Consider the following 23615-nt stretch of genomic DNA (forward strand, 5'->3'; position numbering starts at 1 on the left):
CCGCTCTAGCTGGCGGACCCCTGATCCGGGCGTACCCTCGTCCTGCATGACCCCGCAAGAAGAGCTCGCGGTCCTGCTGCGTCCGGCGGCTGGGGGCCTCTACCTCGTGTCGACCGGGCGCGCGCAGCAGCTCGAGGTCCAGCGGCGGATCTACGGCGCCGCCTCGGACGCGGACGTGCAGGCGCGCTTCCGCGCGTCGCTCGACCGGATCGCCGGCGCGCGCGCGATCCTGCTCGGCATCCCGTCCGACGTCGGCGCCGGCTTCCTCCGCGGATCCAACATGGGCCCGCAGGCGATCCGCACCGCGCTGCTCGACGCGCTCCCGGACTTCCCCGAGCGGGCGCGGGACCTCGGCCTCGTCGATATCGGCGACGTGTTCGTGGTGCCGCAGCTCTTGCACGACGACATGCTCTCGGAGGACCAGAAGGCCGCGTCGCGCCGCGCCCTCTACCCCGGCGTGCCCGAGCCCGCGGCGTCCCGGCTGCCGGTCTCCCCGCTCTCCATCGCCGAGCGCGCGCTCGATCTCGTCTTCTCGATCAACCCGTCGGTCGCGCCCATCGTGCTCGGCGGCGACCACTCCACGGCCCTGCCGGTCGCGCGCGCGCTCGCCCGCGCGCGGAAGCGGCCGTGGGGCATCGTCCAGCCCGACGCCCACACCGACCTGCTCGAGGAGCGGCTCGGGGTCCGGGACTGCTTCGCCACGTGGTCGTACCACGCGAACGAGCTGGTCGGCCGCGGCGGCCGGCTCACCCAGGTGGGGATCCGCGCCTCGCAGCGGCCGCGCGAGCACTGGGAGGGCCGCTACGGCGTGCGGCAGTTCTGGGCGGCCGAGTGCCGCGCCGATCCCGAGGCGGCGCTCGACGCGATCGTCGCGCACGTGAAGAGCACCGGCGTCGAGGGCGTCTACTTCTCGAACGACATCGACGGCACGGACGCCGCGTACGCCGACGCGACCGGCACGCCGGAGCCGGACGGCCTGTCGCCGGAGTTCGTCGTCGCGCTCATCCGCCGCCTCGGGCGCGAGGTCGGCCTGATCGGCGGCGACGTCATGGAGGTCGCGCCGGCGCTGCAGCCGACGCCGGAGAGCTCGGCCCGCACGCTCGCGCTCGCGGTGAGTTACCTGCTCGAGACGATCTCGGCCGTCGTCGGCGCCCGCGGCGAGCCCGCCTGACGCCGGATCCCGCCCGCCGCCCCGTCACGCCCAGAGCAGCGTCACCCGCCGCCCAGCGGGCGTCTCCGCCTCCTCGAACCGCGTGCGCTCCTCGATCTCGCCCGCCGCCCTCCGGCGGTCGAAGATCACGAGCACGCCCTCGTCGAGCCCGAGCTGGGCGAGGTACCCGTCGAGCTGCGCGAGCCCCTTCGGCAGCGGGCTCTTCTCCCCCTCGCGCCAGACCTTGAGCTCCAGCGCGGCGCGCTGCACGGCGCGCCGCCCCTCGGCGTCGCGGTACGGCCAGCGCACGAGCAGGTCGATCCGCCCTCGCCCGAGGCCGTACTCGCGGTCGATCGTCCCGCCGCCGTTCACCACCCGCTGCAGAAAGGCCATGAGCACGATCTGCGGCGCGACCTCGTGGTAGCCCAGGTTCCCGGCGAGCGCCTCGCCGTGCTCCCGCCAGAACGCGGCGAACTCCTCGAGCAGCCGCGACACGTCGAGCCTGCCGTCCGGCAGCACGAAGCGCCCCGGCTCGGCCAGGATGACCGGCTCGACGTCGCCGGCGAGCACCCGGGCGATGACCTCGCGGTAGATGGGGTTCGCGATGCGCGCGGGGTTGTCCGGCGCGAGCAGCCCGAGATCGCGAGCGTACTGGAGATCGTCCTGGTACGTGTCGCCGGCGATCGTGAGCGCGCCTGCGAGGAGCGGCTCGATCACACGCCGGATCCGCGGCTCGTGCAGGCGCGCGACGAGCGAGTCGAGGTGGGTCGCGCGCGCGAGGATGAGCCGCTCCTTCGCCTCCTCGACATGGGCCGCTGTGATCGGCTCGTCCGCCGGCACGGCGAGCTTCTCCACGACCTCGCGGGCGAGCGCGTTGACCAGCCACGGCTGGCCGGCCGTCAGCGCGAAGGCGCGCTCGATGATCTCCTCCGTGAACACCTGGCCCGTCTCGGCGGTGTGCTGGGCGTACAGGTCGCGCACGTCGTCGCGATCGAAGTCGCCGATCCTGAGCGACTCAATCTTGATGTTGAACGGGCTCGCCGTGCCCAGCCGGCCCGGGTCGCCCCCGCTCGCCGCCTTGTACTCGCGCACGTCGCGCAGGCCGCACAGCACCACGGACGCCGGAAAATCGGCTGGGCGGCTCCCGAACCCGGCCCGGAGCTGGCGCAGCACGCTGATCAGGCTCTGGCCCCGGAGCGCGTCGATCTCGTCGAAGAACAGCGCGAGCGGCCGCGGGCACACGCGCGCCCACGCAGACAGCTTCGCCCGGAGCAGCCCCTCGTCCCCCGCGAGCGAACTCGGGGGCGGCCTGAGCTCCTCCGGCAGCTCCACCTCCGCTTGCAGATCCATCTCCCGGAGGATCGCCCGCTGCGCCGAGCCGATGTCGTCGCCCCACGCCTCACCCTCCTCGCACGAGAAGAGCAGCGCCGCGAAGCGACCGGAAGCTGTGAGCCGCCGCGAGAGCGCCCGGAGCGCCGTCGTCTTGCCCGTCTGCCGCGGCGCGTGCACCACGAAATGGCCCATCTGCTCCACGAGGCCGAGCGCTTCGGGCAAGCGCCGCTCCGCCGGGATCATGTAGTGCCAGTCGGGGCGGCAAGGCCCGGCCGTGTTAAAGCGGCGCGCCATGCGACCACGTTGCGATCCGATGCCGCCCGGCCGCAAGCGCCGCGGGTCTGGATCGGCCGCCGTCGGCGCGCGCAGCGAGCTCGCCAGACGCCGCTCGGCGCCGCTCAGGGATCGGGCCCCTTCGCCGCGGGCAGGGCGGCGTCGCGGGCCCAGTCGCTCCACGACCCCTCGTAAAGGATCACGTCCGCGCGGCCGAGCGTCGCCAGCGCGAGCAGGTCGTGGCAGGCCGTGACGCCGGAGCCGCAGTAGCAGACCACGGCGCGCCCCTCGTCGAGCGCGCCGAGCTCGCGGTACCGCCGCTCGAGATCGGCGCGGTCGCGGAACGCTCCGCCCGGCGCGCGGAGGTTCTCGGCGAACGGCGCCGAGCGCGCCCCGGGGATGTGGCCCGGGCGCGCGTCGATGGGCTCGCTCTGCCCCTCGTAGCGCTCGCGCGCGCGCGCATCGAGGATCAGCGCCGAGGGGTCCTGGCGCAGCCGGTCGACCGCCGCCTTGTCCACGACCGGCGCGCCCCCGGGGGTGAGCTCGAGCGCGGGCGCCGGCGCGATCGCGGGCGCCTCGGTCGAGAGCGGGCGCCCCGCCGCGGTCCACGCCTGGAGGCCGCCGTCGAGCACGCGCCCGCCCGGGTGGCCGAAGTAGCGCAGCAGCCACCAGAGCCGCGCCGCGATGGCGCCGCCCGCGTCGTCGTAGCCGACGACCAGCGTCTCCGGGCCGACCCCGATCCGCGCGAGCACACGCGCGAACGCCGCCGGCTCGGGCAGCGGGTGGCGCCCCGGTCCCGCCTGCGCCGGACCGGAGAGGTCGTCGTCCACGTCGAGGTGCACGGCGCCCGGGATGTGCCCGCGGGCGTACTCGTCGGCCCCGCGGCGCCCGCCGAGGTACCAGCGGCAGTCGACCACGCGGACGTGGTCGTCGCCGGCGTGCGCGGCGAGCCAGGGGACATCGACGAGGGGACCGGTGGGTAGGGAGAGCGGGTCGCGCATGCGGGCGAGGGTAGCAGCGCGCGGGGTCGCTGCGCGCGGGGTCGCTGCGCGCGCCCGCGGGAACAGCAGGGGACGCCAGGGCGCGCGAGCTCCGCGCCCTGCGGCCGGCGACTGCCCTTCATGACGAAGCTCCTGGGCCGCTCTCCTCACGGGGGGCGCTGACAACACCACGCGGCTGTGGGAAACGAGCACGGGTGCGCTGCTCAAGACCCTGGAAGGGCATGAGCCCCGCAACAACGGCCCCTGGTCGACCGCGGTGCTGTGGGTGGCCTTCTCGCCGGACGGCGGCGTGCTCGCGTCCGCCGGGCTCGACGGGTCGACCGTGCTCTTTCGCGTCTCCGATGGCGCCCAGCTCGCCGCGCTCCGCGCCGTCAAGGCGAAGGACGCTGCCTATGTCCTGGCCGCCGCGCACATCGACATCACAGGCGCCGACCGCTGCGCAGCCCGCAAGTATCCCCTCTGCCGCTTCGGTCCCTTGAGTTTTCCTTTCGAGCTCTGCGAGGAGCGCTTCTACGTCAAGGACCTGCTCGAGAAGGTCCAGTCCGGCGACACCTCGTATGCCGAGCCGGAGGCCGCGGCAGATCCGCTGCCGTGCGGCGCCGATCACGTCGCGGCGAAGTGACCCGAGCGCCAGGGCGGCGCTGAGGGCAGCTCGGACAGACCCGGAAGGGCACCACCTCGCCCCCTGATCCGCCCTCGCTCGCGGTTGCGCAGATCCTCGCGCAACACCTCCGCATTTCTGCGCAACGAGGCGCGGCCCTCGCTCAACACACGACCTCTGCTCCTCCGCTCGACGCCGGATCTCGCGTTTCCGGGCCGCGTTTCACCGCGCGGCGGTGCTTCCGGACGCCCCCCAGCGCGCGCGGCACGTCGGTTGCTGAAGGTGAGTGACGTTCGCGCCGGTGATGGAGCGCAGTCGGCTCATCGCGGCGGCGAGATGGCATCCACGATGCCGAGACCCTCAGCCATAGGAAGGTAGACCCATGAACAAGCGCACCGAGATCAAGGACATCACCGCGGAGAGCAAGCTGAACGACAAGCAGCACACGGAGGAGCTGGGCGACGAGGAGCTCGCGCTCGTCGCGGGGGGTCGGCCGCTGCTCGATGTCTGCACCGCGCCCAACACCTGCACCCCGTGTGGCGAGGACGACCGCTGACGCGGTGACGTCGATCCGCGGGAACAGACGTTGATCGGGGACGGGGGAGCAGCACACGGCCGCTCTCCCGTTCCCACGTTCCTCCAGAGGTGGCGCATGATCCTCGTTCTCACCGGCCCCCAGGACGTCCACGCCGACGCCGTCATCGAGCGGCTCGCGCGGCGCGGCATCGAGCACCTCCGGCTCGACCAGGCCGATTTTCCGGTCCGGGCGAGGGTGTCCTTCGCTTGCTCGGCGGACGGCCGCACGTCGGCGACGCTCGACACGCAAGGCCGCAGCGTCGACCTCCAGCGCGTCTCCGCCGTCTGGTTGCGGCGCCCCTCGCCGCCCGTCGCGCACGCCGAGATCGGAGACCCGACGCTCCGGAGCTACGCAGAGGCGGAGTGCGCTGGTTTCCTGGACGGCGTCTGGTGCACGCTGCCGGCCCGGTGGGTGCCCGCGATGGCGCCGGTGATCGACCGCGCCGCCGAGAAGCCCACGCAGCTCAGGCTCGCGGGCGAGCTCGGCCTCGAGCTGCCGCCGACGCTCATCACGAACGATCCGGAGCGGTTCCTCGAGTTCTACGACAGGCACGACGGCAACCTCGTGAGCAAGCTCCCCGGCCCGGCGCTGACCCGGACGCTGGGGCGCTCCGGGGTCGCCCGCTACACGCAGCAGGTCACCCGGCGCGACGTGGGGTATGCCGATTCCATCCGGTACGCGCCCGTGATCTTCCAGGCGTACGTGCCGAAGCGCGTCGAGCTGCGCATCACCGTGGTCGGAGAGCAGGTGTTCGCGGCCGAGATCCACTCGCAGAAGGCCAATCGCACCCGGCTCGACTGGCGGCGCTACGACATGGAGCACACGCCGCATCACCCGCACGTGCTGCCCGACGGCGTACGGCAGCGCTGCGTGGAGCTCGTGCGGCGGCTCGGGCTCTGCTTCGGCGCCATCGACATGGTGCTGACGCCCGACGGCCGTTACGTGTTCCTCGAGATCAACCCGAACGGCCAGTTCCTCTGGATCGAGCGGGCCACCGGGCTGCCGATCTGCGACGCGATCTGCGACCTCTTGAGCGCCGATCGCCCGAGCGAGTCCGAGCGCCGCGCCGCGTGACGCGTGAACGCAGGAGAGAGAGCCATGAACAGCGAAGTTCGCCAGACGACGATCCATGTGCTTGATGAGCTGGTCCGCCTCTCCGAGGAGCGCGTCGCCCCGCGCGAGGGCGCTGCCCGCCTGAAGCAGCTGGCGCGAGGGCGCGCCGAGCCCGGAGCGGCCGTGAAGCTCGACGTCCTCTGGGAGGAGGAATCGGGCGGCGGCGCCGTGCACTACGACGCGCTCATCCGTCTCCCCGGCTGGGGCGCGGTGTCGGTCGGGTACTGCCCCGACCGCGGGCTCCCGTGGGCAATGCGCGGCACGTTCCGCTGGAGCGAGATGGACATGCTCCGCGTCAACCACCGTTATATCCGCGTCGACGAGGTCGTGGCGCAGCTCGACTTCCTCTGGACGGAGCCGTCGCTCGCCAGGCAGCTGGTCGATGCGGCGCTGATCGCGGAGGCGCTGGAGGAGGACCCCGACGTGTACGCCCCGTCGGACGAGGAGCTCCAGGTGGCCATGGATTCGTACCGCAGGAGGCGCAATCTCCTCACGGCCGCGGCGACGGAGCGATGGCTCGAGCAGCAGGGCATGACCCACCGCAGCTTCGAGGGCCGCATCGACGCGATCGTCCGGGGCGACAAGCTCCGGAGGCGTGTGGTCGGTGGGCGGGAAGAGGCCTATTTCGCCAGCCACGAGGGCGAGCTCGACACCGCGGTGCTCGCGCGGATCGCGCTGGCGGACCTCGAGGGCGCGCGCGCCCTCGGCGACCGGCTGCGATCCGGCGAGCTCGACCTGCTCGGCGCGGCCGCGGAGGCGCTGCGGCAGCGGCGGCCGGCCGCCTCGCGCTGGGAGGGGCCGCCCCCGTTGCTCTCGCGGGTGCGCCGGTGGGAGCTGCCGCCCGAGCGGCGCGCGGCCGTCTTCGACGCCTCGCCCGGCGCCGTGCTCGGCCCCGTCGAGACGGAGGCGGGCCTCGAGATCCAGCAGCTCGTGGCCGTCGAGCCTGCGGTGCTCGACGCGGCCACGCGGGCCGCCATCCGCGATCGGCTGTTCGAGGAGTGGCTCGCGGAGCGCCGCGCCGCCGCCGACGTGGCGTGGCTCTGGGGCAGGTCCTGATCCGCCGCGCGGCGGCGCGTTTGTTCCCGGAGCGAGACCATGGCGCTTCATCGCTGGTTCGTGCTCGGCAGCGCCCTCGCGGGCGCCGGCCTCGGCCTCGCCGGGCTCCGCGACGCCCGCGGCAGGCCGGAGGGGGCTCGGCCCGCGGCCTCTGCGCCGGCGGCCCCGCGGCCGGCGCCGCCGCGCCCCCGCGAGCGCTTCGTGGGCGTCCTCGTCGCCGATCAGGCGGTGACGCTCGCCGCGGCGACGGAGGGGACCGTGGAGAGCGTCCGCGTGCGGCCCGGCGACGCCGTCCGCCGGGGCGAGGTCATCGCGGCGCTCGACACGCGCGCCGCGCGGCGCGAGGTCGCGGTCGTTGAGGCGAGCGCTCGCTCGGCCGAGGCCGAGGTCGAGCGCGCGTCGGTCGACCTCGCCGAGGCGCGGGACGCGCTCGCCCGTCGGGAGGCGCTCCACGCGCAGGGCCTCTCGTCCGGCGAGGATCTCGCGAAGGCATCCTTCGCGCAGCGGAGCGCGGCGGCCCGGGTCGACGTCGCCCGGGCGCGCGCCGCGGAGGCCCGCGCGCGCGTCGAGGCGCTGCGCGGCGCGATCCGCGACGCGGCGCTCACCGCGCCGTTCGACGGGACCGTCGCTGCCCGCTTCGTGGATCCGGGCGCGACGGTGCTGCGCGCGTCGCCCGTCGTCCGCGTGATCGGCGGCGGCGAGCCCCGGCTGCGCGTCGGCGTCAGGCCGGCCGTCGCCGCGCGGATCGCGCCCGGCGCCCCGGTCCGGGCCGAGATCGGCGGCGCGGGCGTCGTGCTCGAGGGCTCCGTCGAGGCGATCGCGCCCGAGATCGACGCCTCGGCCCGCCTGATCCTGGTCGAGGCCCGGCTTCGCCCCGAGGACGCGGCGCGGGCGCGCGCGCTCGCGGGCGAGTCGGCCCGCGTCGAGATCCCGGGCGCGGCCGATTGACGATCGACGAGACGAGGAGCGAACGACCCATGAGCACCGAGCCCCCCACAGCGCCGCTTTTCCGGGAAGAAGCGCTCCGCCATCACGCCGCGGGGCAGGCCGCCGAGGGCGAGATCCTCCGCGTGTCGCCCGTGTGGGCCGAGCGGTGTTATCGCCTCCTCGTCGCCGCGATCGCGGCGGCCGCGCTCTACGCCGTCCTCGGCACGGTCGGCGAGTACACGAGCGGCCCCGCGGTGGTGCGCATGGCGGGTCGGACGGAGCTCCACGCGCCGAGCGCGGGGATCGTGCGGTCGGTCGAGGTGCAGCCGGGGCAGCCCGTCGAGGCGGGCGCCGTCCTGGTCCGGCTGAACGACGCGGAGCCGAGGGCGGAGCTCGCGCGCGCCGAGCAGGAGTTCGAGCTGCAGCTCGTGCGCATGATGCGCGACCCCTCGGACGAGGCGGCGCGCACCGCGCTGACCGCGCTGCGCGCCCAGCGCGATCTCGCGGCGGCCCGCCTGGAGGAGCTCGCGATCCGCGCGCCGCGCGCGGGCGTCGTCGCCGACGTGCGCGTCGGCGACGGCGCGCGGGTCGCGCCGGGCGACCCGCTGCTCTCGCTCACCGCGCGCGGCGAGGGCTGCTCGCTCGTCGTGATCCTGCCGGGCCACGCGGCGCCGCAGATCGGCCCCGGCACGCCGCTCCGCTTCGAGGTCGCCGGCCACCCGTACGTGTACCAGGACCTCGCCGTCGAATCGATCGGGGCCCAGGTGCTCGGGCCCGCCGAGGTGCGCCGCTCCCTCGGGCCCGACGTCGCCGACGCGCTCGTCATCGAGGGCCCGGCGCTGCTCGTGGAGGCGCGCCCCGCCTCCTGCACGTTCACGTCGGGCGGCGTCGCGCTCCCGTACGTCGACGGCATGATCGGCCGGGCCGAGGCGCGGCTCGACGCCGAGAGCATCCTCTTCACCCTCGTTCCCGGCCTGAAGGCGCTCCGGGAGCTCTGAGAGCGGTCGACCCATGGACAGATCCCTCCTCCTCCGCTTCCCCGCGATCCGCCACCTCGGCGCCGACCGGCTGCTGCGGCGCATCCCCGCGCTGCGCCAGCTGAGCGCCACCGAGTGCGGCGCCGTCTGCCTGGCGATGGTCCTCGGTTACCACGGCAGGAGGGTGCGCCTCGACGAGGTGCGCGAGGTGGTCGGCGTGGGCCGCGACGGCACGACGGCGCGCGACCTCGTGCGCGCCGCGCGCAGCTTCGGGCTGCTCGCCCGCGGCGTCCGGATCGACGTCGACGATCTCGGCTCCCTCGAGCCCGCGACGATCCTGCACTGGCAGTTCAACCATTTCGTCGTCTTCGACCGCGTCCGCGACGGGCATGTCGAGATCGTCGATCCCGGCGCCGGGCGCCGGCGCGTCCGGATGGAGGAGTTCCGCCGCTCGTTCACGGGGATCGCCATCCACCTCTCGCCGCGCGAGGACTTCCAGCGGGGTGGATCGCGCGAGCTCACCGCCCTCCGTTGCTCGCAGGTCCTGCTCGCCGATCCGGCGAGCACGCGGATCCTGGTGACCACGGTGATGCTGCAGCTGCTCGGCCTCTCGGTCCCGGCGGTCACGGGCACGCTGGTGGACCGGGTCGTCCCGCGCAGCGATCACCACCTGTTCGTGGTGCTCGGCGTCGGCGTCGCCGGGATCGTCGGCTTCCATTTCGCGGCGTCGCTCGTCCGGTCGCACCTGCTCCTCCACCTCCGGAGCCGGCTCGACGCGCGGATGGCGCTCACGTTCTTCGCGCACCTGATGGATCTGCCCTACGCGTTCTTCCAGCAGCGCTCCGTCGGCGACCTCGCGATGCGGATCAACAGCATCGGGCTCATCCGCGAGATCCTCAGCTCCGCGACGCTCTCGACGCTGGTCGACGGGGGGTTCGCGGCCGCCTCGATCGCGGTGCTGCTCGTCGCGCACCCCGCGATGGGCGCGCTCACCATCGCGCTGTGCGCCTGCCAGTGTGTGGTCTTCCTGGCCAGCCGCAGCCGCCAGCGGGAGCTGCTCGGCGAGGATCTCGAGAAGCAGTCGAGGGCGCAGGCGTGCCAGGTGGAGGTGCTCTCCAGCATGCAGACGCTCAAGGCGATGGGGTGCGAGGATCGCGCGGAGGAGCAGTGGTCGCACCTTTACGTGGACGTGCTCAACGCGACGCTGGCGAGGGGCCGCGTCTCGGCCCTGGCGGACGCCCTCTCGGGCACGTTGCGGCTCGCGGCGCCCCTCGTGCTCCTCGGTTACGGCGTGTGGGCGGTGCTCCACGGCGAGCTCTCGCTCGGCGCCATGCTCGCGCTCTGCGCGCTCGCCGCCGGGGTGCTCGGCCCGGCCGCGGGCCTCGTCGGCGTGGCGACGCAGCTCCAGATGTTGACCCTCTTCGCCGAGCGGCTCGCGGACGTGCTCGAGGCGCCGCGCGAGCAGGGCGAGTCGCGCCCCCCGGCCGGCGCGCTGAAGGGCCGCGTGGAGCTCGACGGCGTGAGCTTCCGTTACGGGGCGCACGCGCCGTGGGTGGTGCAGGACGTCTCGGTCGCGATCGAGCCCGGGATGTTCGTGGCGATCGTGGGCCCCTCGGGCTCCGGCAAGTCGACGCTGGCGCGCCTCCTGCTCGGGCTGCACGCGCCCACGGCGGGCGTCGTGCGCTACGACGGGATCGATCTGGAGCGGCTCGATCGCCGCTCGGTGCGCCGGCAGATCGGGCTCGTCCCCCAGGAGGCGCACCTGTTCGCCGGCTCGATCCGGTCGAACATCGCCCTCGCGGCCCCGGACGCCTCGCTCGGGGCGGTGCGGCGCGCGGCGGAGATCGCGTGTATCGACGGCGAGATCGCCGCGCTCCCGATGGGCTACGAGACGCTGCTCGCGGACGGCGGAGCGGGCCTGTCGGGCGGCCAGCGCCAGCGCGTCGCGCTCGCGAGGGCGCTCGTGCGCGACCCCGCGGTGCTGCTCCTCGACGAGGCGACGAGCGCGCTGGACGCCGCGACGGAGGCCCAGGTCAAGGCGCGCCTCTCCTCGTTCGGGCGCACGCGGATCGTGATCGCCCACCGGCTCAGCACGATCTCCGAGGCGGACCTCATCCTGGTGATGGAGAATGGCCGCCTCGTCGAGCAGGGGAGGCACGCGGAGCTCCTGTCGCGGGAAGGTGCCTATGCGCGGCTCGTGAGGGCGCAGCTCGGCTGAGGCGCCCTCGCCGCCTACAACGCACGCGTACAAGGCGCGCTTACAAATACACGTCATGTTGGGCCCGAGCTGGCCCCGGCCCACACGCGCGGGCGAACACAGCGGTAGATGGTGAGCGGCGACGGGCGAGCCATCGATTGCTCACCTGCGCACGGACGCCTAGGATGGTCGTCCTGGGAGGCGGCCTTGATTCACTTCGACGAGCGCTGGATCACCATCTCTTGGGACCCTTACATCGAGGCCGTGATCGCGGAGTGGAAGGGGTACGCCGAGAGCAAGGACTTCCGCGCGGGGCTCGAGGCCGGGCTCGAGCTTGCCCGCCAGAAGCGGGCGAGGCGTTGGCTCGCGGACACCCTCCGTGGCCCGCCCAGCACGCAAGCCGATCAGCGGTGGACGAGCGAGATCTGGTTTCCCCGGGTGATCGCGGCGGGGGTGCGCTGGATGGCCCTGGTGGTGCCGCAGTCGGCCATCACGCGCATGTCGCTGAGGGGCATCATGTCCAAGGTCACCACCGAGAGCCTCACGCAGGCGCACTTCGAGGACGCCGCGTCCGCCCGCAGCTGGCTCTCGTCCACGCCGCGTTTCGGCCCGGGTTGACCTCATCGGCCCGGTCGTTCTGCCCCGTACGGAGCGGTCCCCCTCGGTCTATCGGGTCGCTCGTCGAGATCCATCGGCGCGTGGCTCTGTCCTCTCGCCGCGTGCTCTGTGGCTGCCTGGCGCCGGTGCGTTGAAGCGTCAGTCGATCGGCGCCTGTTCAGGCTCGCTCGGCGGCTGCGCCGGCGCCGCGGCCGGGGCCGGCGCGGCGGGCTCGTCCTCGCCCGTCTCCGGGTTCACGTCCGCGATCGCGCGCCGGGAGCGCAGGTACTGCCCGATGGCCTCGTTTTGCTGGAGGATCGGCGCGAGCAGCGCGAGCCGGGCCGCCGTCCCCTCGCGCGTGCGTTGGTGATGTTTGCCCAGGATGATGGCGACGGCCTCCAGGAGGAGGCCCTGGCCCTCCGCGCGCGCGGCGCGCACCCGGCCCCAGTCGATGAGCGACGGCGGCGGGGCTTCGAGCGCCTCGCGGTACTGCACCGCGAGATCGGCGAGGCGGGTGACCAGGCGGCCGAGGCCAAACTCCTTCACGGCCGGGGCGAGCTCCCCCTTGAGCAGGGCGACGATATCGTCGACAGCCGCGAGCTCATCGATGTACGGGAGCGAGGTGATCGCCTGAACGCTCACGGGGAAGATTGGCTTGAGGAACGACGCCACGTCCTTGTGAATCGGATCGTCCGGCGCGGCGCCCTGCGTCTGCGCGACGACGTGATCGCGGATCGCGCCGAGGGTGCGGTCGACGAGCACGTCGATGCGCTGGGCGGCCGGGTTCGCGCCAGAGGCCACGGGCTCGCCGGCCCAGCGGCGCTCCAGCGCGCGCGTGGCGAGGTCGTGCTCGACGGCGGCGTCGCAGTGCTTCACGAGCTCCGTGAAGCGCTGCTCCTTGGCGAGCGCGCGGACCTTCTGGAGGGCGAAGAGCCGGCGACCGGTGGTGAAGACGTACAGGTTGAAGATCGATTCGAGGGTGGCATCCATGCAATCCTCCCTTTGGGGGAAGGGGGGAACATACTCTGGGGGTGGAGATGGGCGCCAAGAGGAAAGTGAGTAATGGTGAGGGGATAGCACGGAGCCGACGCTGACCCGAGCTGGTGGGGGCCGTCTTGCGTATTTCGTCGGCGTCGGCGTCGGCGTCGGCGTCGGCGTTTGCCTGTGCGCTATGTTGAGCATGTTGGAATCGAAGCTGGATCTGTCCATGAGCTCAAGGACTTCGATTCGAGGGCATGGCTCGCATCGATGGTCGCGCGCACGCTAACGAGCACGAGCACGAGCACGAGCACGAGCACGAGCACGAGCACGAGCACGAGCACGAGCACGAGGAGGGCAGACGAGAGACGAGAGACGAGAGACGAGAGACGAGGGATGCCCGGAATCTGGGCCGTGAAGTTTTACGAAGCTGATCGCAAGCACCCATAGATGCTGGACACGGCGGGTCATCGATCGCGCTCCTGGTTGCGGGGGGTTCGACCCCCGGTCAGCCTGGCCTCCTGCCTGGTCGCATGAGGTTCGACCCCCGGTCAGCCTGGCCTCCTGCCTGGTCGCATGAAGTTCGACCCCCGGTCAGCCTGGCCTTCTGCCCGGTCGCCGGGGGGTTCGACCCCCGGTCAGCCTGGCCTCCTGCCCGGTCGCCGGGGGGTTCGACCCCCGGTCAGCCTGGCCTTCTGCCCGGTCGCCGGGGGGTTCGACCCCCGGTCAGCCTGGCCCCCAACCTGGTTGCGGGGGGGTTCGACCCCCGGTCAGCCTGGCCTCCTGCCTGGTCGCGAGGGGTTCGACCCCCGGTCAACCTGGACCCTAACCTGGTTGCGGGGGGTTCGCCTGGATCATCACTTTCCTGCTGCGCCGCCTCCTCGACTCACCGGCGCTGCCCCGCTCGCCTACAGTCCACCCTCGCGCCCGGCCGCCCCTCCTTCCCCGGCGCGGCGCGATCCCGTGAGCCCCATCCTCTCCCTCTGCGACGGCTACCGACTCGACCTGTCCCGCTACGCGCGCACCGGGCTGCGTGTCGGCATCTGGGCCTCCTCCGGGCGGGGCAAGAGCTTCGGCGTCGGGGTCCTCTGCGAGGAGCTGCTCGCGAGCGGGATCCCCGTCATCGCGCTCGATCCCGAAGGCGAGCTCCACACGCTCCGGGAGCGGTTCCGCGTCCTCGTCCTCGGAGGCCCCCGCGGCGACCTTCCCCTGCCGTCCGGCGAGCGCGCCGCGGCGCTCGCGCTCGCGAGGGTGCTCGAGGAAGGGCTCGGCCTCGTCATCGATCTGTCCGATCAGCCGACGAACCGCGCCCAGCAGGAGGCAGCGCTCCCGTTCCTCGAGCGGCTCTGGGTCCTCCTTTCCGAGCGCCGCGCCCCGGCCGCCCTCGTGGTCGAGGAGGTGCACATCTTCGCCCCTCAATCCGGCGCGTCGCTCACCTCGGACATCCTCCACCGGTTCGCCAAGCAGGGCAGGAAGCGCGGCGTCCTCCTCGCCGTCGCGAGCCAGCGCACGCAGGCCGTCTCGAAGGAGCTCATGAGCCAGCTCAACTTCCCGGTGATCGGCGGCTTCGAGATCGAGCGCGACTACGACGCGGTGAAGGCGCTCGTCGACGGGCACACGTTCGAGGATTTCCGCAAGCTGCCGGCCGGCGAGTTCTTCCTGCCCGCCGCCGGGCGCTTCGAGCGCTGGCGCGCCCGCCTCACCACGCACGGCGGCGACGCGCCGAGCTGGACCGGCGACGCCGGCGGCGCGCTGCGGCCTCCGGACGCGAGGCTGAGCACGCTCCTCGACGAGCTGCGCGAGGCGCTCGCGCAGGAGATCACGCCCCAGGCGGCGCCGGATCCGAGCGCCGCGCTGCGCGCCGAGATCCGCCGCCTCAAGCAGCAACTCGAGCAGGCCGAGGAGGCGCGCAGGGCCGCCGAAGCCGAGGCCGAGCGGCTGCGCGTCGCGCTGCAGGTGGCCGGCGTCGTCAAGGTCGTGATCCAGAACGAGGTCGTGGCGCAGGCCGGCCACGGCACCCCCGCGCGCTCGCCCGCCGTCCCCCCGCGCGCCGCCCCGAGCGGCCGCGCCGCGGAGGCCGCGCCACCGCCGGCGCCGCGCGCCCCGGCGCCGCGCGCCCCATCCGCGCCCGCGACCGCGCCGGGCGGCGCGGCCATGCAGGTCGTCGCGAGGCCGGCTCCGCCGTCGCTCCGGGATCTCGCCATGCCGGCCGAGGTGATGCTCGCGGCGCGCGGCGTCCGGCGCATGGTGAGCGCCGCGAGGAGCCACGCGCGCCGGCGATCGCCCCGATCGGTGGCGCACGTCGCCTTGGCCGTGAAGCTGCTCGCCCGCGGTGCGGCGCTGACCGCGGAGGAGCTCGCCGCGCGCGGCGGCTCGCGCAGCCAGGTCGAGATCCGCCGCGCCGCGCACGCCCTCGCCGCGCTGGCCCGCGCGGGCTTCGCGTCAATCCAGAGCAACCGCCACGCGCTGAACGAGGCGGCCGTGCTCCGCGCGATCCAGATCGGCTGACCGGAGCCCCCGGGGCGCCTCTCCTAGGGCACGATCGACGTTGATCGAGCGAGAAATCAAGCGCCGAGGACGCCAAGGCGCCAAGGACGCCAAGATATTTTCTTCTTCTTGGCGTCCTTGGCGCCCTTGGCGCCCTTGGCGTCCTCGGCGCTTCGAATTCTGCTCGTTTCAGGCTGGTTCAACCCGTTTGCCGCTCTAGCAGCTCGCCAGGCTGATCAGCCGGCTCGCCGCGATCGCCGCCAGCACGAACAGCCCCGCGAAGAAGATCCTCCGCTTGCGCCGCTGCTGCTCGTCGCTGAGCTCCTCGTCCTCCGGCTCCGCGCCGTCCCCTTCCCCGGCGCCTTCGGCGGGCGCCGCCGCGGCGCCCTTGCCGCTCCCGCTCGCGCGGTCCCCCGCCGCCCCGCTGCGCTGCAGCTCGCTCTCCGGCAGCCGCGCCACGATCTGCGAGCGCACCGGCGCGTCCTCCGGCCCGTCGAAGTCGAGGTAGTGCACCGACAGCGAGCTTCTCGCGCCGGGCGCCCGCGGGGCGCCGCTGCCGCGCGACGGCGGCGCGCTCCCCCGCACATCGTCCGGCAGCAGCAGCCGCCCGGCCGGCGTCGACGTGGCCGGCGCCCCGGACGGCGCCGACCTCCGCACCCCGCCGACCGGCGTCTGCGTCGGCGCGAGCGCGTGCGGGAGCGACGGCGGGCGCAGCGAGCCGGAGCCGCTCGCCGGCCCGGTCCTCGCGATGTACGCCTCGACCTTCTCCTTCAGCTCGTTCCGCGCCTCCCGCTCGGCGCCCTGGCCCATCTCGAGCAGCACCCGCTCCAGATCGGCGGCGAGCTGACCGGCGCTCGGCGTCCGCTTCGCGGCGTTGAACTCGGTGGCCGCGTCGAGCACGTCCGCGAGCGACGCGAGCAGGTCCGGCGCGAGATCGCGCGCGCGCGGGATCGGCGCTGACGCCACGCCGAGGATCAGCTGCGCCTGGGTGTCGGCCTTGCGCACCCGGCTGCCGAGCAGCGCCTCCAGCAGCGTGATCCCGAGGGAGAACACGTCCGCCCGCCCGTCGAACGGCTCGCCGCGCGCCTGCTCCGGCGGCATGTACGGGAGCTTCCCCTTGAACACCCCGCTGTCGGTCTGCTCGTCCGCGAGGCCCGGCATCCGCGCGACCCCGAAGTCCGTCAGCCGCACGCGGCCGTCGCGCGCGATCAGGATGTTCGAGGGCGACACGTCGCGGTGGACGACCGCGTAGCTGCGCCCCTCGTCGTCGCACAGGTTGTGCACGGCATCGAGCGCCCTCGCCATCTCCCGGCCGATGTACGCCACGGCGCGCGGCGAGAACGCGCCGACCTTCCTGAGCACGCGATCGATCGCGGGGCCGTCCACGTAATCGAGCGCGAGGTACACCGAGCCCTCGCAGGTCCCGAGCTCGATCAGCCGGATCACGTTCGGGTGGTCGAGCCGCGCGATCACCTGCGCCTCGGCGAAGAACGACTCCCTCGCGTAGTCGCCGACCCCGGGCCTCGGCGCGAGCCGCTTCAGCGCGACGCGGCGCCGGAAGTCGCGGGGCCCCTCCTCCTCGGCGAGCCACACCTCGCCCATCGCGCCCTTGCCGATCATCCGGATGAGCCGGTACTTGCCGGCGAACAGCTCCGGCGGCGCGACGGACTCGGGGTTCTTTTGGCGCGGGCGTGAGGCGGGCATCTCGTGGTGTGCGGCGCTCGATCGCGGCGTTCGTCGAGCTGCCCCTCCTGCTCGAGTGCGAGGAGCTTCGGGCGAAGCTGCCCTCATCCTATCGCCGCCCGCGCGCCGCCGGAATCGCCACGTCCACGCGCGGCGCGGATCGATGCGGATCGGCGCGGGTGGTTGCGGGTCGTTGACGGACACCTCCGCGCCTGCGCACCTACCCCGGCGCAGGTTGCGCGCCCCTCACTCCTGCGTCTGCTCCTCGCGGATCGGCTCCCGCATGGCCGTCGACGGGAACCACTCGAAGAAGCGGTGGATGAACTGCCGCCGCTCGGGCTCGATGTACTCGAACACGGCGCCGCGGTCGTTGATCTCCCAGAACTCGTTGCTGGTCACGGCGAGGAGCTCCGCGCGGATCGAGCGCAGCCGGTCGGGCCGCTCGTCGCGCATGTCGCGGTAGATCTTCCGCGCGAGCGCCTCCTCGCCCTTCTGGAGGTAGTACGTCGCGAGCTTGACCTGCGCCTTGCGGACGCCGCGCAGCGAGCGCTCCTGCTGGTCGAGCTCGGCTTCCTTGTCCACGTCGAGGAAGATCCGGAGCAGCTCGTCGCGCGCGGGCGCGTGGAGGTCGTACGCGCGCTCGTTGACCACGCACAGGTCGAACGCGACCGTCTCCGTGAGGAACGCGAGCCCCATCGCGTGCGCCGTCTGCGCGTAGTACTTGAAGTAACGCGCGATCTCGAGGACCTGATCCCCCCAGCCCGCCTTGAGCAGCTCCTCCGCGAGGTAGCGGTACTGGTTCAGGTTGTTGTAGGCCGCGGCGATGTCCTTCGCGTTGAGCGACCTGCGCATGTAGGTGTTGAAGAACTTCACGACGACCTCGACGGCCGCGCGGTCCCCGGACGCGATGGCGGTCTGCCCGATGTAGCGCGTGTCGATCGCGATGCGCGTGATGAGGTCGGGCATCGCGGTGAGCGCCTCGCGGTAGACCATCAAGAACTGGCGGAGCGCCTTGTACTCGAGCCACGTCCGCGCGGTCGACAGCTTGTCGAGCGCCTCGGCGTTCATGCTCACGAAGTCCGTGTCCCTGGCGAGCCGGTCGCGGATCTGGAACCACCGCGGGTCGAGCGACTTCTTGTGCGGCAGGTACGACACGACGAGCTCCGACAGCGAGTCGACGGTCTTCGACGCGATGCCCTTGTCCTTCTGGTCGAGCGCGTTCAGCGCCACGTCCGCGAGCTGCTCCAGCGACGAGAGCGCCGCGACCCGCCGCTCGTCGACCTCGCCGTCGCTCTCCCCGCCCGCCGGGCGCAGCGCCTGCTCGACGCCGTTCTTCTTGATCCGCCCGACGACGTTGTCCGGCTCGAGGAAGTCGAACACGTACATGAAGTAGGGCGCCATCATGAGCAGGCTCACGGTGAGCAGCCCCATGGTGATGAGGACGCCGTAGTGCGGGACGAAGGGCACGAAGGACGGCCCGCTCCCGCCGGTGCGGATCGAGAAGTTGATCCACAGCGAGAACACCGCGCTCACGACGAAGAAGCTGATCACGAGCATGTTCTTCCGATCGCGGAAGAACATGTCGGTGATCCGGGGCGTGTACCGGTTCGCCGCGAGCTGCACGATGATCGAGGCGACCGTGATCACGATGCCGAGGATGGCGGCGATCACCTCGCCGATGCCGCCCATGATGTTCTCGGCGTCGACCGGCGACATGCCCCCGAACACCTGCCAGGGCGAGCGCAGCGCGTCCCCTTGCCGCGCGAGGTCGAGCAGGTAGACGACGGAGAGCGCCGCCATGCTCACGCCGAGCAGGTACGAGAGCGGCCGCAGCCAGATGCGGACGATGGCCGCGCCGCCGCGCCGCTTCCCCTCGGCGTCGTCTCCGGCCCGGTCCAGCCTCATGAGGAGGCCGCCCAGGGATCGACGCTCGTTATGTTCCCCCGCTCCCGTCACGTACGCCCGCCACGCCCCGCGCCACGCCAGGCAACAGCCCGGCTATTTCTTCTCCGACGGGCTGTCGAGATCCTCCGCGAGGTAGCTGAGGATCACCTCGTCCAGCGACTTCTCGCTGATCAGGTCGTCGCCGAAGATCGAGGCGCCCTCCGCCGGCCGGTTGTGGGCGAAGATGCTGGCCGGGCGCGAGGCCGCGTAGCGGCCGGAGCCGGGGGCGCCCGGGTAGTGCTCGACCGCGACCGAGGGCGCGGGCGGGACGGGCTGCTCCGGGTGCACGTTGCTGTAGACGCCGGCGCCCGAGGCCGCGGCCTCCGCGCGCCGCCCGATGACGGACGCGGGCGGCGGCGGCAGGTCCTGGATCTGCTGGAAGAACGGCGTCTGCGCCTCGGCCGCGGCGCGCTCCAGCGCGTCGAGGTCGAGATCGATGGACGGCTCGGACTTGATCTGCTGGGGCGCCGCAGGGCGCACCGCCCTGCCGGGCAGCGGGCTGACCCCGCGCGTGTTGCCGAGCTGCTGGAGCCCCACGGGATCGAGCTCGAGCCGGGGGCGCGAGCTCCCCGCCGCGGGCGCCGGCTCGCCCGCCGGCGCGCGCGGCGGCGGCGTGGCGACGGCGGCCGGCTTGACCTGCGCGGCGGGCCTCGGGGGCGGCGTCGGCGCGGGCGCCGGCGGCGTCGCCGCGACCGGGGGCGCCGCCGCGGCGACCGGCGCCGCTGCGACCGGCGCCGGCGTGGCGGCCTTCGGGCGCGGCGCCGGCTCGGCGACCGCCGGCCGGGAGGGCGGGGGCTGCGGCTTCGGCGCGCCGCCGAGCTCGGGCGACGACGGCGTCCGCGGGGCCTTGCTCGGGTCCAGCGCGCCCCCGCTCGCGGGCGGGGCGGCCGCGTCGTCGAAGAGGTAGTCGAAGTGGCCGTCGCGCAAGGCGATGAACATCGCCTTGTGCTGCTCCTTCATCATGCCGCGCACCGTCTCCGCGAGCGACGCTTGACCCACGTGCTCCGCGTAGGAGGTCTTCGTGGTCTTGAGGATGCGTCCGCCGTCGGCGAAGAGATGGGTGATGATGTGAGGATGGCGAACGCCCGAGTCCTCGGTCTGTATATGGAACAACCGACCCTTGTGCCGGACGTTGTTGTTGAAGCCGAGCAAAGGCGACGGGGCTTTCACGACGGGCAATCCGGGGGTGCGAGGGAGGAGAGCGCGCCGGAAAGGAACGCTCGCCACGGCCGAGACTATCACAGCGCGGCGCGCTCGGAACGATTCGCTACACCCCACGGTTCCCGCACCCTGGGGGCGCATGTCGGAGCTCACCCCCGGGGGAGGCGCCGGGCGTCGTCGGTCTCTGGCAGCGCGCGCGAGCGCTCGTCCCTCAGGGGAGGCACCGCTCCAGATCGTCCGCGTTGCCCGCCTGGAGGGCGCACGCCACCTCGGCCTGCGTGAGCTCCGCCTCGCAGCGGACGAAGCCCCGCTCGCCGGCGGCTTCCCGCGCGAGCGCCTGCCTCTCGGCGATCACGGACGGAGCGGGCTCAGGCGTGGCGGCGCGCAGGACGAGCTCCACGTAGCGCTCGAGGAGCGCGCTGCACGCCTCGGCGGTGGGCCGCGGGGCGAGGCCGCGGAGCGCGGCGCGCCCGGCGACGACGGAGACGACGAGCAGCACGATCGCCAGCGTCGCGAGGACGTCGGCGCGCGTCGCCGGCCGCGTCACTCCAGGCACCGGTCGACCTGCTCCGGGGTCGTCGCCTGGCGGACGCACGAGAGCGCCGCGTCCGTGATGCGCCTGCCGACGCAGCGGTCGATGAGCTCGTTGCCGCGGGCGCTCCGCACCGCCGCGGTGCGCTCCTCGACGAGCTTGGGATCGACGATGTTCTGGGCCCGGAGCTCGATCTCCGCGCTCCGCTTGAAGATGGCCTCGCACTCGTCGCGGCTCGCGGGGTGCCCGCACCCCGCCGCGAGCGGCGCGCCGCCGAGCAGGAGCACCCACGCCGCGCCCCAGAGGGCGGAGCCCCGAGCGGCGCTGCTGGAGACGGAATGCCGCCTTGCGGGGAGCGAGGTTCCGCGGGTGTGGGGGCGGGGGCTGGAACAGCCAGGCCGGCGAGGCATGGCGGCGACGATGGCGCCACGCCAGCGAGGGCGCAACCGGGACCCGCCTCGGCCGGCGGCCGAGGGACCATGGAAAGGTCGCGTCTTGCTGGAACGCCTGTGCAGGTCTGTTAGGATTGCTTTCTGTGCGCAAGGCGAGCGAGCACGGTGACAGCGGGGGCGGCGCTCGATCTGTCCCTACGGGCTCCGGGGGTGCGCGGCGGCGCACGAAAACGGCGCCGTCTGTGGTGGACAGCGGCGGGGGAGCCGGGCGGGAGGGAGCGCCACGAAAGAAGCGGCCGAGCGTCGCGCCGCGGCGCACGCCGGCGGCCGCGCTGACCGCGGAGGAGATGCTGCGGCGCGCGCTGGGCGCGGCGACGCCGCGATCGCGCGCGCTGTGGGCGCGGCGGGGGCTGTCGCTCCGGGGGCCGCTGGATCGGACGACGCAGGCGATGCTGCTGCGGCAGCTGTACCTCGCGTATTTCGAGACGCGCCGCTTCGAGCGGGCGGCCGAGGTGGCGGAGCAGGCCCTCTCGCTCGGGGTGCTGAGCGACGTCGCCCACCAGGACGCGGCGCGGGCGAAGCAGGCGCTCGGGGACATCGACGGGGCGGTGGGGCACCTCCGCCTGGCGGCGCGCACGGGGCCGGCGAGCCGCAGGGCGTTCCACTGGTGGACGCTGGGCAGCGTGTACCACCTGGCGCGCCGGTACGACGAGGCGATCGGCGCGCTCACGCGCGCGGCGCGCTGGGGCACGCGGGACAAGCCGCTCTACCAGGGGCACCTCGCCGTGGTGCAGTGCGAGGCGGGCATGACGGTCGAGGGGCTCGGCGCGCTGATCGACCGGCTCGCCGAGGTGCCGGCGGGCCAGGGCTACGGCCGGTTCGTGCTCGGGCAGATGGCCTACTTCGACCGGCGCTGGGACGAGGCCAGGAATTATCTGGAAGCCTTCGTACAGCGGAGCACCTCGGGGCGGGTCGCGGTCGCGATCGCGCTCGGGGGCGAGATCGAGGCGGCGCGCCAGACGCTGGCATCCCTCCCGAAGCGCTGATCCCGGCGTAACCGGCGTGGACACACGGCGGCGCGCCGCACGACGGCGATCGCTTTGCTATAGAACCTCTGTCATGACCGCTTCGACTCGTTTCCATGGAAGCGCCGTCGCCGTGCCGGGCGGCCGGCTGCGCGGCGCGCGCACCGACGTACGGGGCGCGCTGCGCGTGCTGGTCGCGCTGGCGGCGCTCTCCGCGCTCGCGTCCCCGGCGACGGCCCTGGCCGCCGGGGAGGAGCGGGACCTCTTCACCCGCGGCCTCGAGGCGGGCCCGCTCTTCGCGGCGCTCGCGGCGCTCGCCGGCGGCCTGCTCACGTGCCTGACGCCGTGCGTGTACCCGATGATCGCCATCACGGTGAGCATCTTCGGGGCGCGCGAGGCGAAGTCCCGGCGCGAGGCGATGCTGCTCTCGACGAGCTTCGTGCTCGGGATCGTCGTGCTCTTCACGACGATGCTCGTGGCCGCGGCGCTCAGCGGCAGCCTGTTCGGCGCGGCGCTGTCGAACCGGTGGGTCATCGTCGGCATCGCGGTGGTGTTCATCGCGCTCTCGCTGTCGATGTTCGGGGCGTTCGACATGGCGCTGCCCGACAGCCTGATGCAGCGGCTCTCGCAGGTCGGCGGCATCGGCTACGGCGGCGCCTTCCTGCTCGGGCTCGTGAGCGGCCTCGTGGCGGCGCCGTGCACCGGGCCCGTCCTCACGGGCATCATCCTCTGGATCGGCAAGACGCAGAGCGTCGGCCTCGGCGCGCTGGTCGGCGCCACCTTCTCGATCGGGCTCGGCCTCCCGTTCTGGCTCGTCGGCACGTTCGCGGTCGCGCTCCCGAAGGGCGGCAAGTGGATGCTCGGCGTGAAGTCGTTCTTCGGGATCGTGATGCTGATCGTCGCGCTCTACTTCCTGAAGACGTCGTTCCCGGCGCTGTCGTCGCTCGCGCAGCCGACGACGCCGTTCATGGCCGTCATGGCCGGCCTGGTCGTGGTCGGCCTCCTGCTCGGCGCGGTGCACCTGTCCTGGGACGAGGGCGGCGCCGGGGTGAAGGTCAGGAAGGGGCTCGGCATCGCGCTCACGGTGGCCTGCGGGTTCCTGCTCGTCGCGAGCCTGAGCCTGCCGCGGCTCTCGTCGCCCGTCCCGGCGGCGGTGGCCGGCGAGCCCGCGGCGCGGCGGCTCACGTGGCTCCACGAGGAGGCCGCGGCCGTCTCGAAGGCGAAGGCCGAGAAGCGGCCGCTGCTCGTCGATTTCACCGCGGAGTGGTGCGGCGCCTGCAAGCAGCTCGACAAGGACACCTTCTCGGATCCGCGTGTCATGGCCAAGGCGGCTCACTTTGTCGCGGTGAAGGTCGACGCCACGGACGACGAGGATCCGCAGGTGGACGCGGTGAAGGGCAAGTACAAGGTCGTCGGCCTGCCGACGGTGGTGATCTACGACTCCACCGGGGCCGAGCGGAAGCGCTTCAACGACTTCGTCGGGCCCGAGGTGTTCCTGGCCGCGCTCGAGGGAATCCAGTAGCCCGGCGCGCGGACGGTCGCGCCTGCCGCCTCGTCCCCGGCGCGCCCGCCGGCGCGCCGGTTGCTTCTCACCGGAGACCGAACGCCGCGG

General features: G+C 73.4%; 20 protein-coding genes. 12 read left to right on the top strand and 8 right to left on the bottom strand.

Features of this window, described 5'->3' with window-relative positions; translation table 11 throughout:
- Positions 1–46 precede the first annotated feature (46 nt).
- Entirely contained in the window at positions 47–1171 is a 1125-nt protein-coding gene (locus WMF43_RS38965; RefSeq protein WP_437672771.1) for an arginase family protein, read from the top strand.
- A gap of 24 nt (positions 1172–1195) precedes the next feature.
- On the opposite strand, the gene WMF43_RS38970 is transcribed toward WMF43_RS38965, so the two are convergent.
- Positions 1196–2776 (bottom strand): ATP-binding protein, encoded by a 1581-nt coding sequence (locus WMF43_RS38970; protein WP_437672773.1) that lies wholly within the window; start codon positions 2774–2776, stop codon positions 1196–1198.
- Between the two features lie 104 nt (positions 2777–2880).
- Positions 2881–3756 carry a sulfurtransferase gene (locus WMF43_RS38975; RefSeq protein WP_437672775.1) on the bottom strand — a complete coding sequence of 292 codons (876 nt, stop codon included), beginning with the start codon at positions 3754–3756 and terminating at the stop codon, positions 2881–2883.
- A 211-nt stretch (positions 3757–3967) separates the two neighbouring features.
- On the opposite strand from WMF43_RS38975, the gene WMF43_RS38980 reads away from it, so the two are divergent.
- From WMF43_RS38980 to WMF43_RS39015, 8 genes are all read left to right on the top strand, one after another.
- Positions 3968–4378, top strand: a complete 411-nt coding sequence (locus tag WMF43_RS38980; RefSeq protein ID WP_437684182.1) for a hypothetical protein — start codon at positions 3968–3970, stop codon at positions 4376–4378.
- 361 nt (positions 4379–4739) lie between these two features.
- Entirely contained in the window at positions 4740–4913 is a 174-nt protein-coding gene (locus WMF43_RS38985) for a hypothetical protein (RefSeq protein ID WP_437672776.1), read from the top strand.
- 96 nt (positions 4914–5009) lie between these two features.
- Positions 5010–6008 (top strand): MvdC/MvdD family ATP grasp protein, encoded by a 999-nt coding sequence (locus tag WMF43_RS38990; protein ID WP_437672778.1) that lies wholly within the window; start codon positions 5010–5012, stop codon positions 6006–6008.
- Positions 6009–6032: 24 nt separating this feature from the next.
- The gene (locus WMF43_RS38995) at positions 6033–7103 is read left to right on the top strand and encodes a TIGR04500 family putative peptide maturation system protein (RefSeq protein WP_437672780.1); all 1071 of its coding nucleotides are present in this window, start codon (positions 6033–6035) and stop codon (positions 7101–7103) included.
- A gap of 39 nt (positions 7104–7142) precedes the next feature.
- On the top strand, positions 7143–8051 hold the full coding sequence (locus WMF43_RS39000) for an efflux RND transporter periplasmic adaptor subunit (protein ID WP_437672782.1): 909 nt from the start codon (positions 7143–7145) through the stop codon (positions 8049–8051).
- Between the two features lie 29 nt (positions 8052–8080).
- Complete coding sequence (locus tag WMF43_RS39005; RefSeq protein WP_437672784.1) at positions 8081–9028, top strand: efflux RND transporter periplasmic adaptor subunit; 948 nt, start codon at positions 8081–8083, stop codon at positions 9026–9028.
- 13 nt (positions 9029–9041) lie between these two features.
- Positions 9042–11225, top strand: coding sequence for a peptidase domain-containing ABC transporter (locus WMF43_RS39010; protein WP_437672786.1), 2184 nt, complete (start codon positions 9042–9044; stop codon positions 11223–11225).
- Positions 11226–11411: 186 nt separating this feature from the next.
- Positions 11412–11822: a hypothetical protein gene (locus tag WMF43_RS39015; protein WP_437672788.1), complete on the top strand. Its 411-nt coding sequence runs from the start codon at positions 11412–11414 to the stop codon at positions 11820–11822.
- A 138-nt stretch (positions 11823–11960) separates the two neighbouring features.
- On the opposite strand, the gene WMF43_RS39020 is transcribed toward WMF43_RS39015, so the two are convergent.
- Complete coding sequence (locus tag WMF43_RS39020; RefSeq protein ID WP_437672790.1) at positions 11961–12791, bottom strand: hypothetical protein; 831 nt, start codon at positions 12789–12791, stop codon at positions 11961–11963.
- A gap of 951 nt (positions 12792–13742) precedes the next feature.
- Here WMF43_RS39020 and WMF43_RS39025 point away from each other — a divergent pair.
- Positions 13743–15287 (top strand): helicase HerA domain-containing protein, encoded by a 1545-nt coding sequence (locus WMF43_RS39025; RefSeq protein WP_437672792.1) that lies wholly within the window; start codon positions 13743–13745, stop codon positions 15285–15287.
- Between the two features lie 195 nt (positions 15288–15482).
- Here WMF43_RS39025 and WMF43_RS39030 read toward each other — a convergent pair whose 3' ends face one another.
- The 5 genes from WMF43_RS39030 to WMF43_RS39050 form a co-directional block, all read right to left on the bottom strand.
- Complete coding sequence (locus WMF43_RS39030; protein ID WP_437672794.1) at positions 15483–16970, bottom strand: serine/threonine-protein kinase; 1488 nt, start codon at positions 16968–16970, stop codon at positions 15483–15485.
- Positions 16971–17195: 225 nt separating this feature from the next.
- A complete protein-coding gene (locus WMF43_RS39035) occupies positions 17196–18854 on the bottom strand; it encodes a DUF2254 family protein (RefSeq protein WP_437672795.1) in 1659 nt (552 codons plus the stop codon).
- Between the two features lie 93 nt (positions 18855–18947).
- Positions 18948–20063 carry a hypothetical protein gene (locus WMF43_RS39040; protein ID WP_437672796.1) on the bottom strand — a complete coding sequence of 372 codons (1116 nt, stop codon included), beginning with the start codon at positions 20061–20063 and terminating at the stop codon, positions 18948–18950.
- A 202-nt stretch (positions 20064–20265) separates the two neighbouring features.
- Positions 20266–20610 carry a hypothetical protein gene (locus tag WMF43_RS39045; protein WP_437672798.1) on the bottom strand — a complete coding sequence of 115 codons (345 nt, stop codon included), beginning with the start codon at positions 20608–20610 and terminating at the stop codon, positions 20266–20268.
- The gene (locus WMF43_RS39050) at positions 20598–20873 is read right to left on the bottom strand and encodes a hypothetical protein (protein WP_437672800.1); all 276 of its coding nucleotides are present in this window, start codon (positions 20871–20873) and stop codon (positions 20598–20600) included. Before WMF43_RS39050 ends, WMF43_RS39045 begins: the two co-directional genes overlap by 13 nt.
- A 347-nt stretch (positions 20874–21220) precedes the next feature.
- Here WMF43_RS39050 and WMF43_RS39055 point away from each other — a divergent pair, with 347 nt between their 5' ends.
- Positions 21221–22024, top strand: coding sequence for a tetratricopeptide repeat protein (locus WMF43_RS39055; protein ID WP_437672802.1), 804 nt, complete (start codon positions 21221–21223; stop codon positions 22022–22024).
- A gap of 73 nt (positions 22025–22097) precedes the next feature.
- Complete coding sequence (locus WMF43_RS39060; protein ID WP_437672804.1) at positions 22098–23525, top strand: protein-disulfide reductase DsbD family protein; 1428 nt, start codon at positions 22098–22100, stop codon at positions 23523–23525.
- The last annotated feature ends 90 nt before the right edge of the window (positions 23526–23615 follow it).

Origin of the sequence: Sorangium sp. So ce131 (assembly GCF_051519095.1) — a bacterium.
In the GTDB taxonomy this organism is placed as follows: Bacteria; Myxococcota_A; Polyangia; order Polyangiales; family Polyangiaceae; genus Sorangium.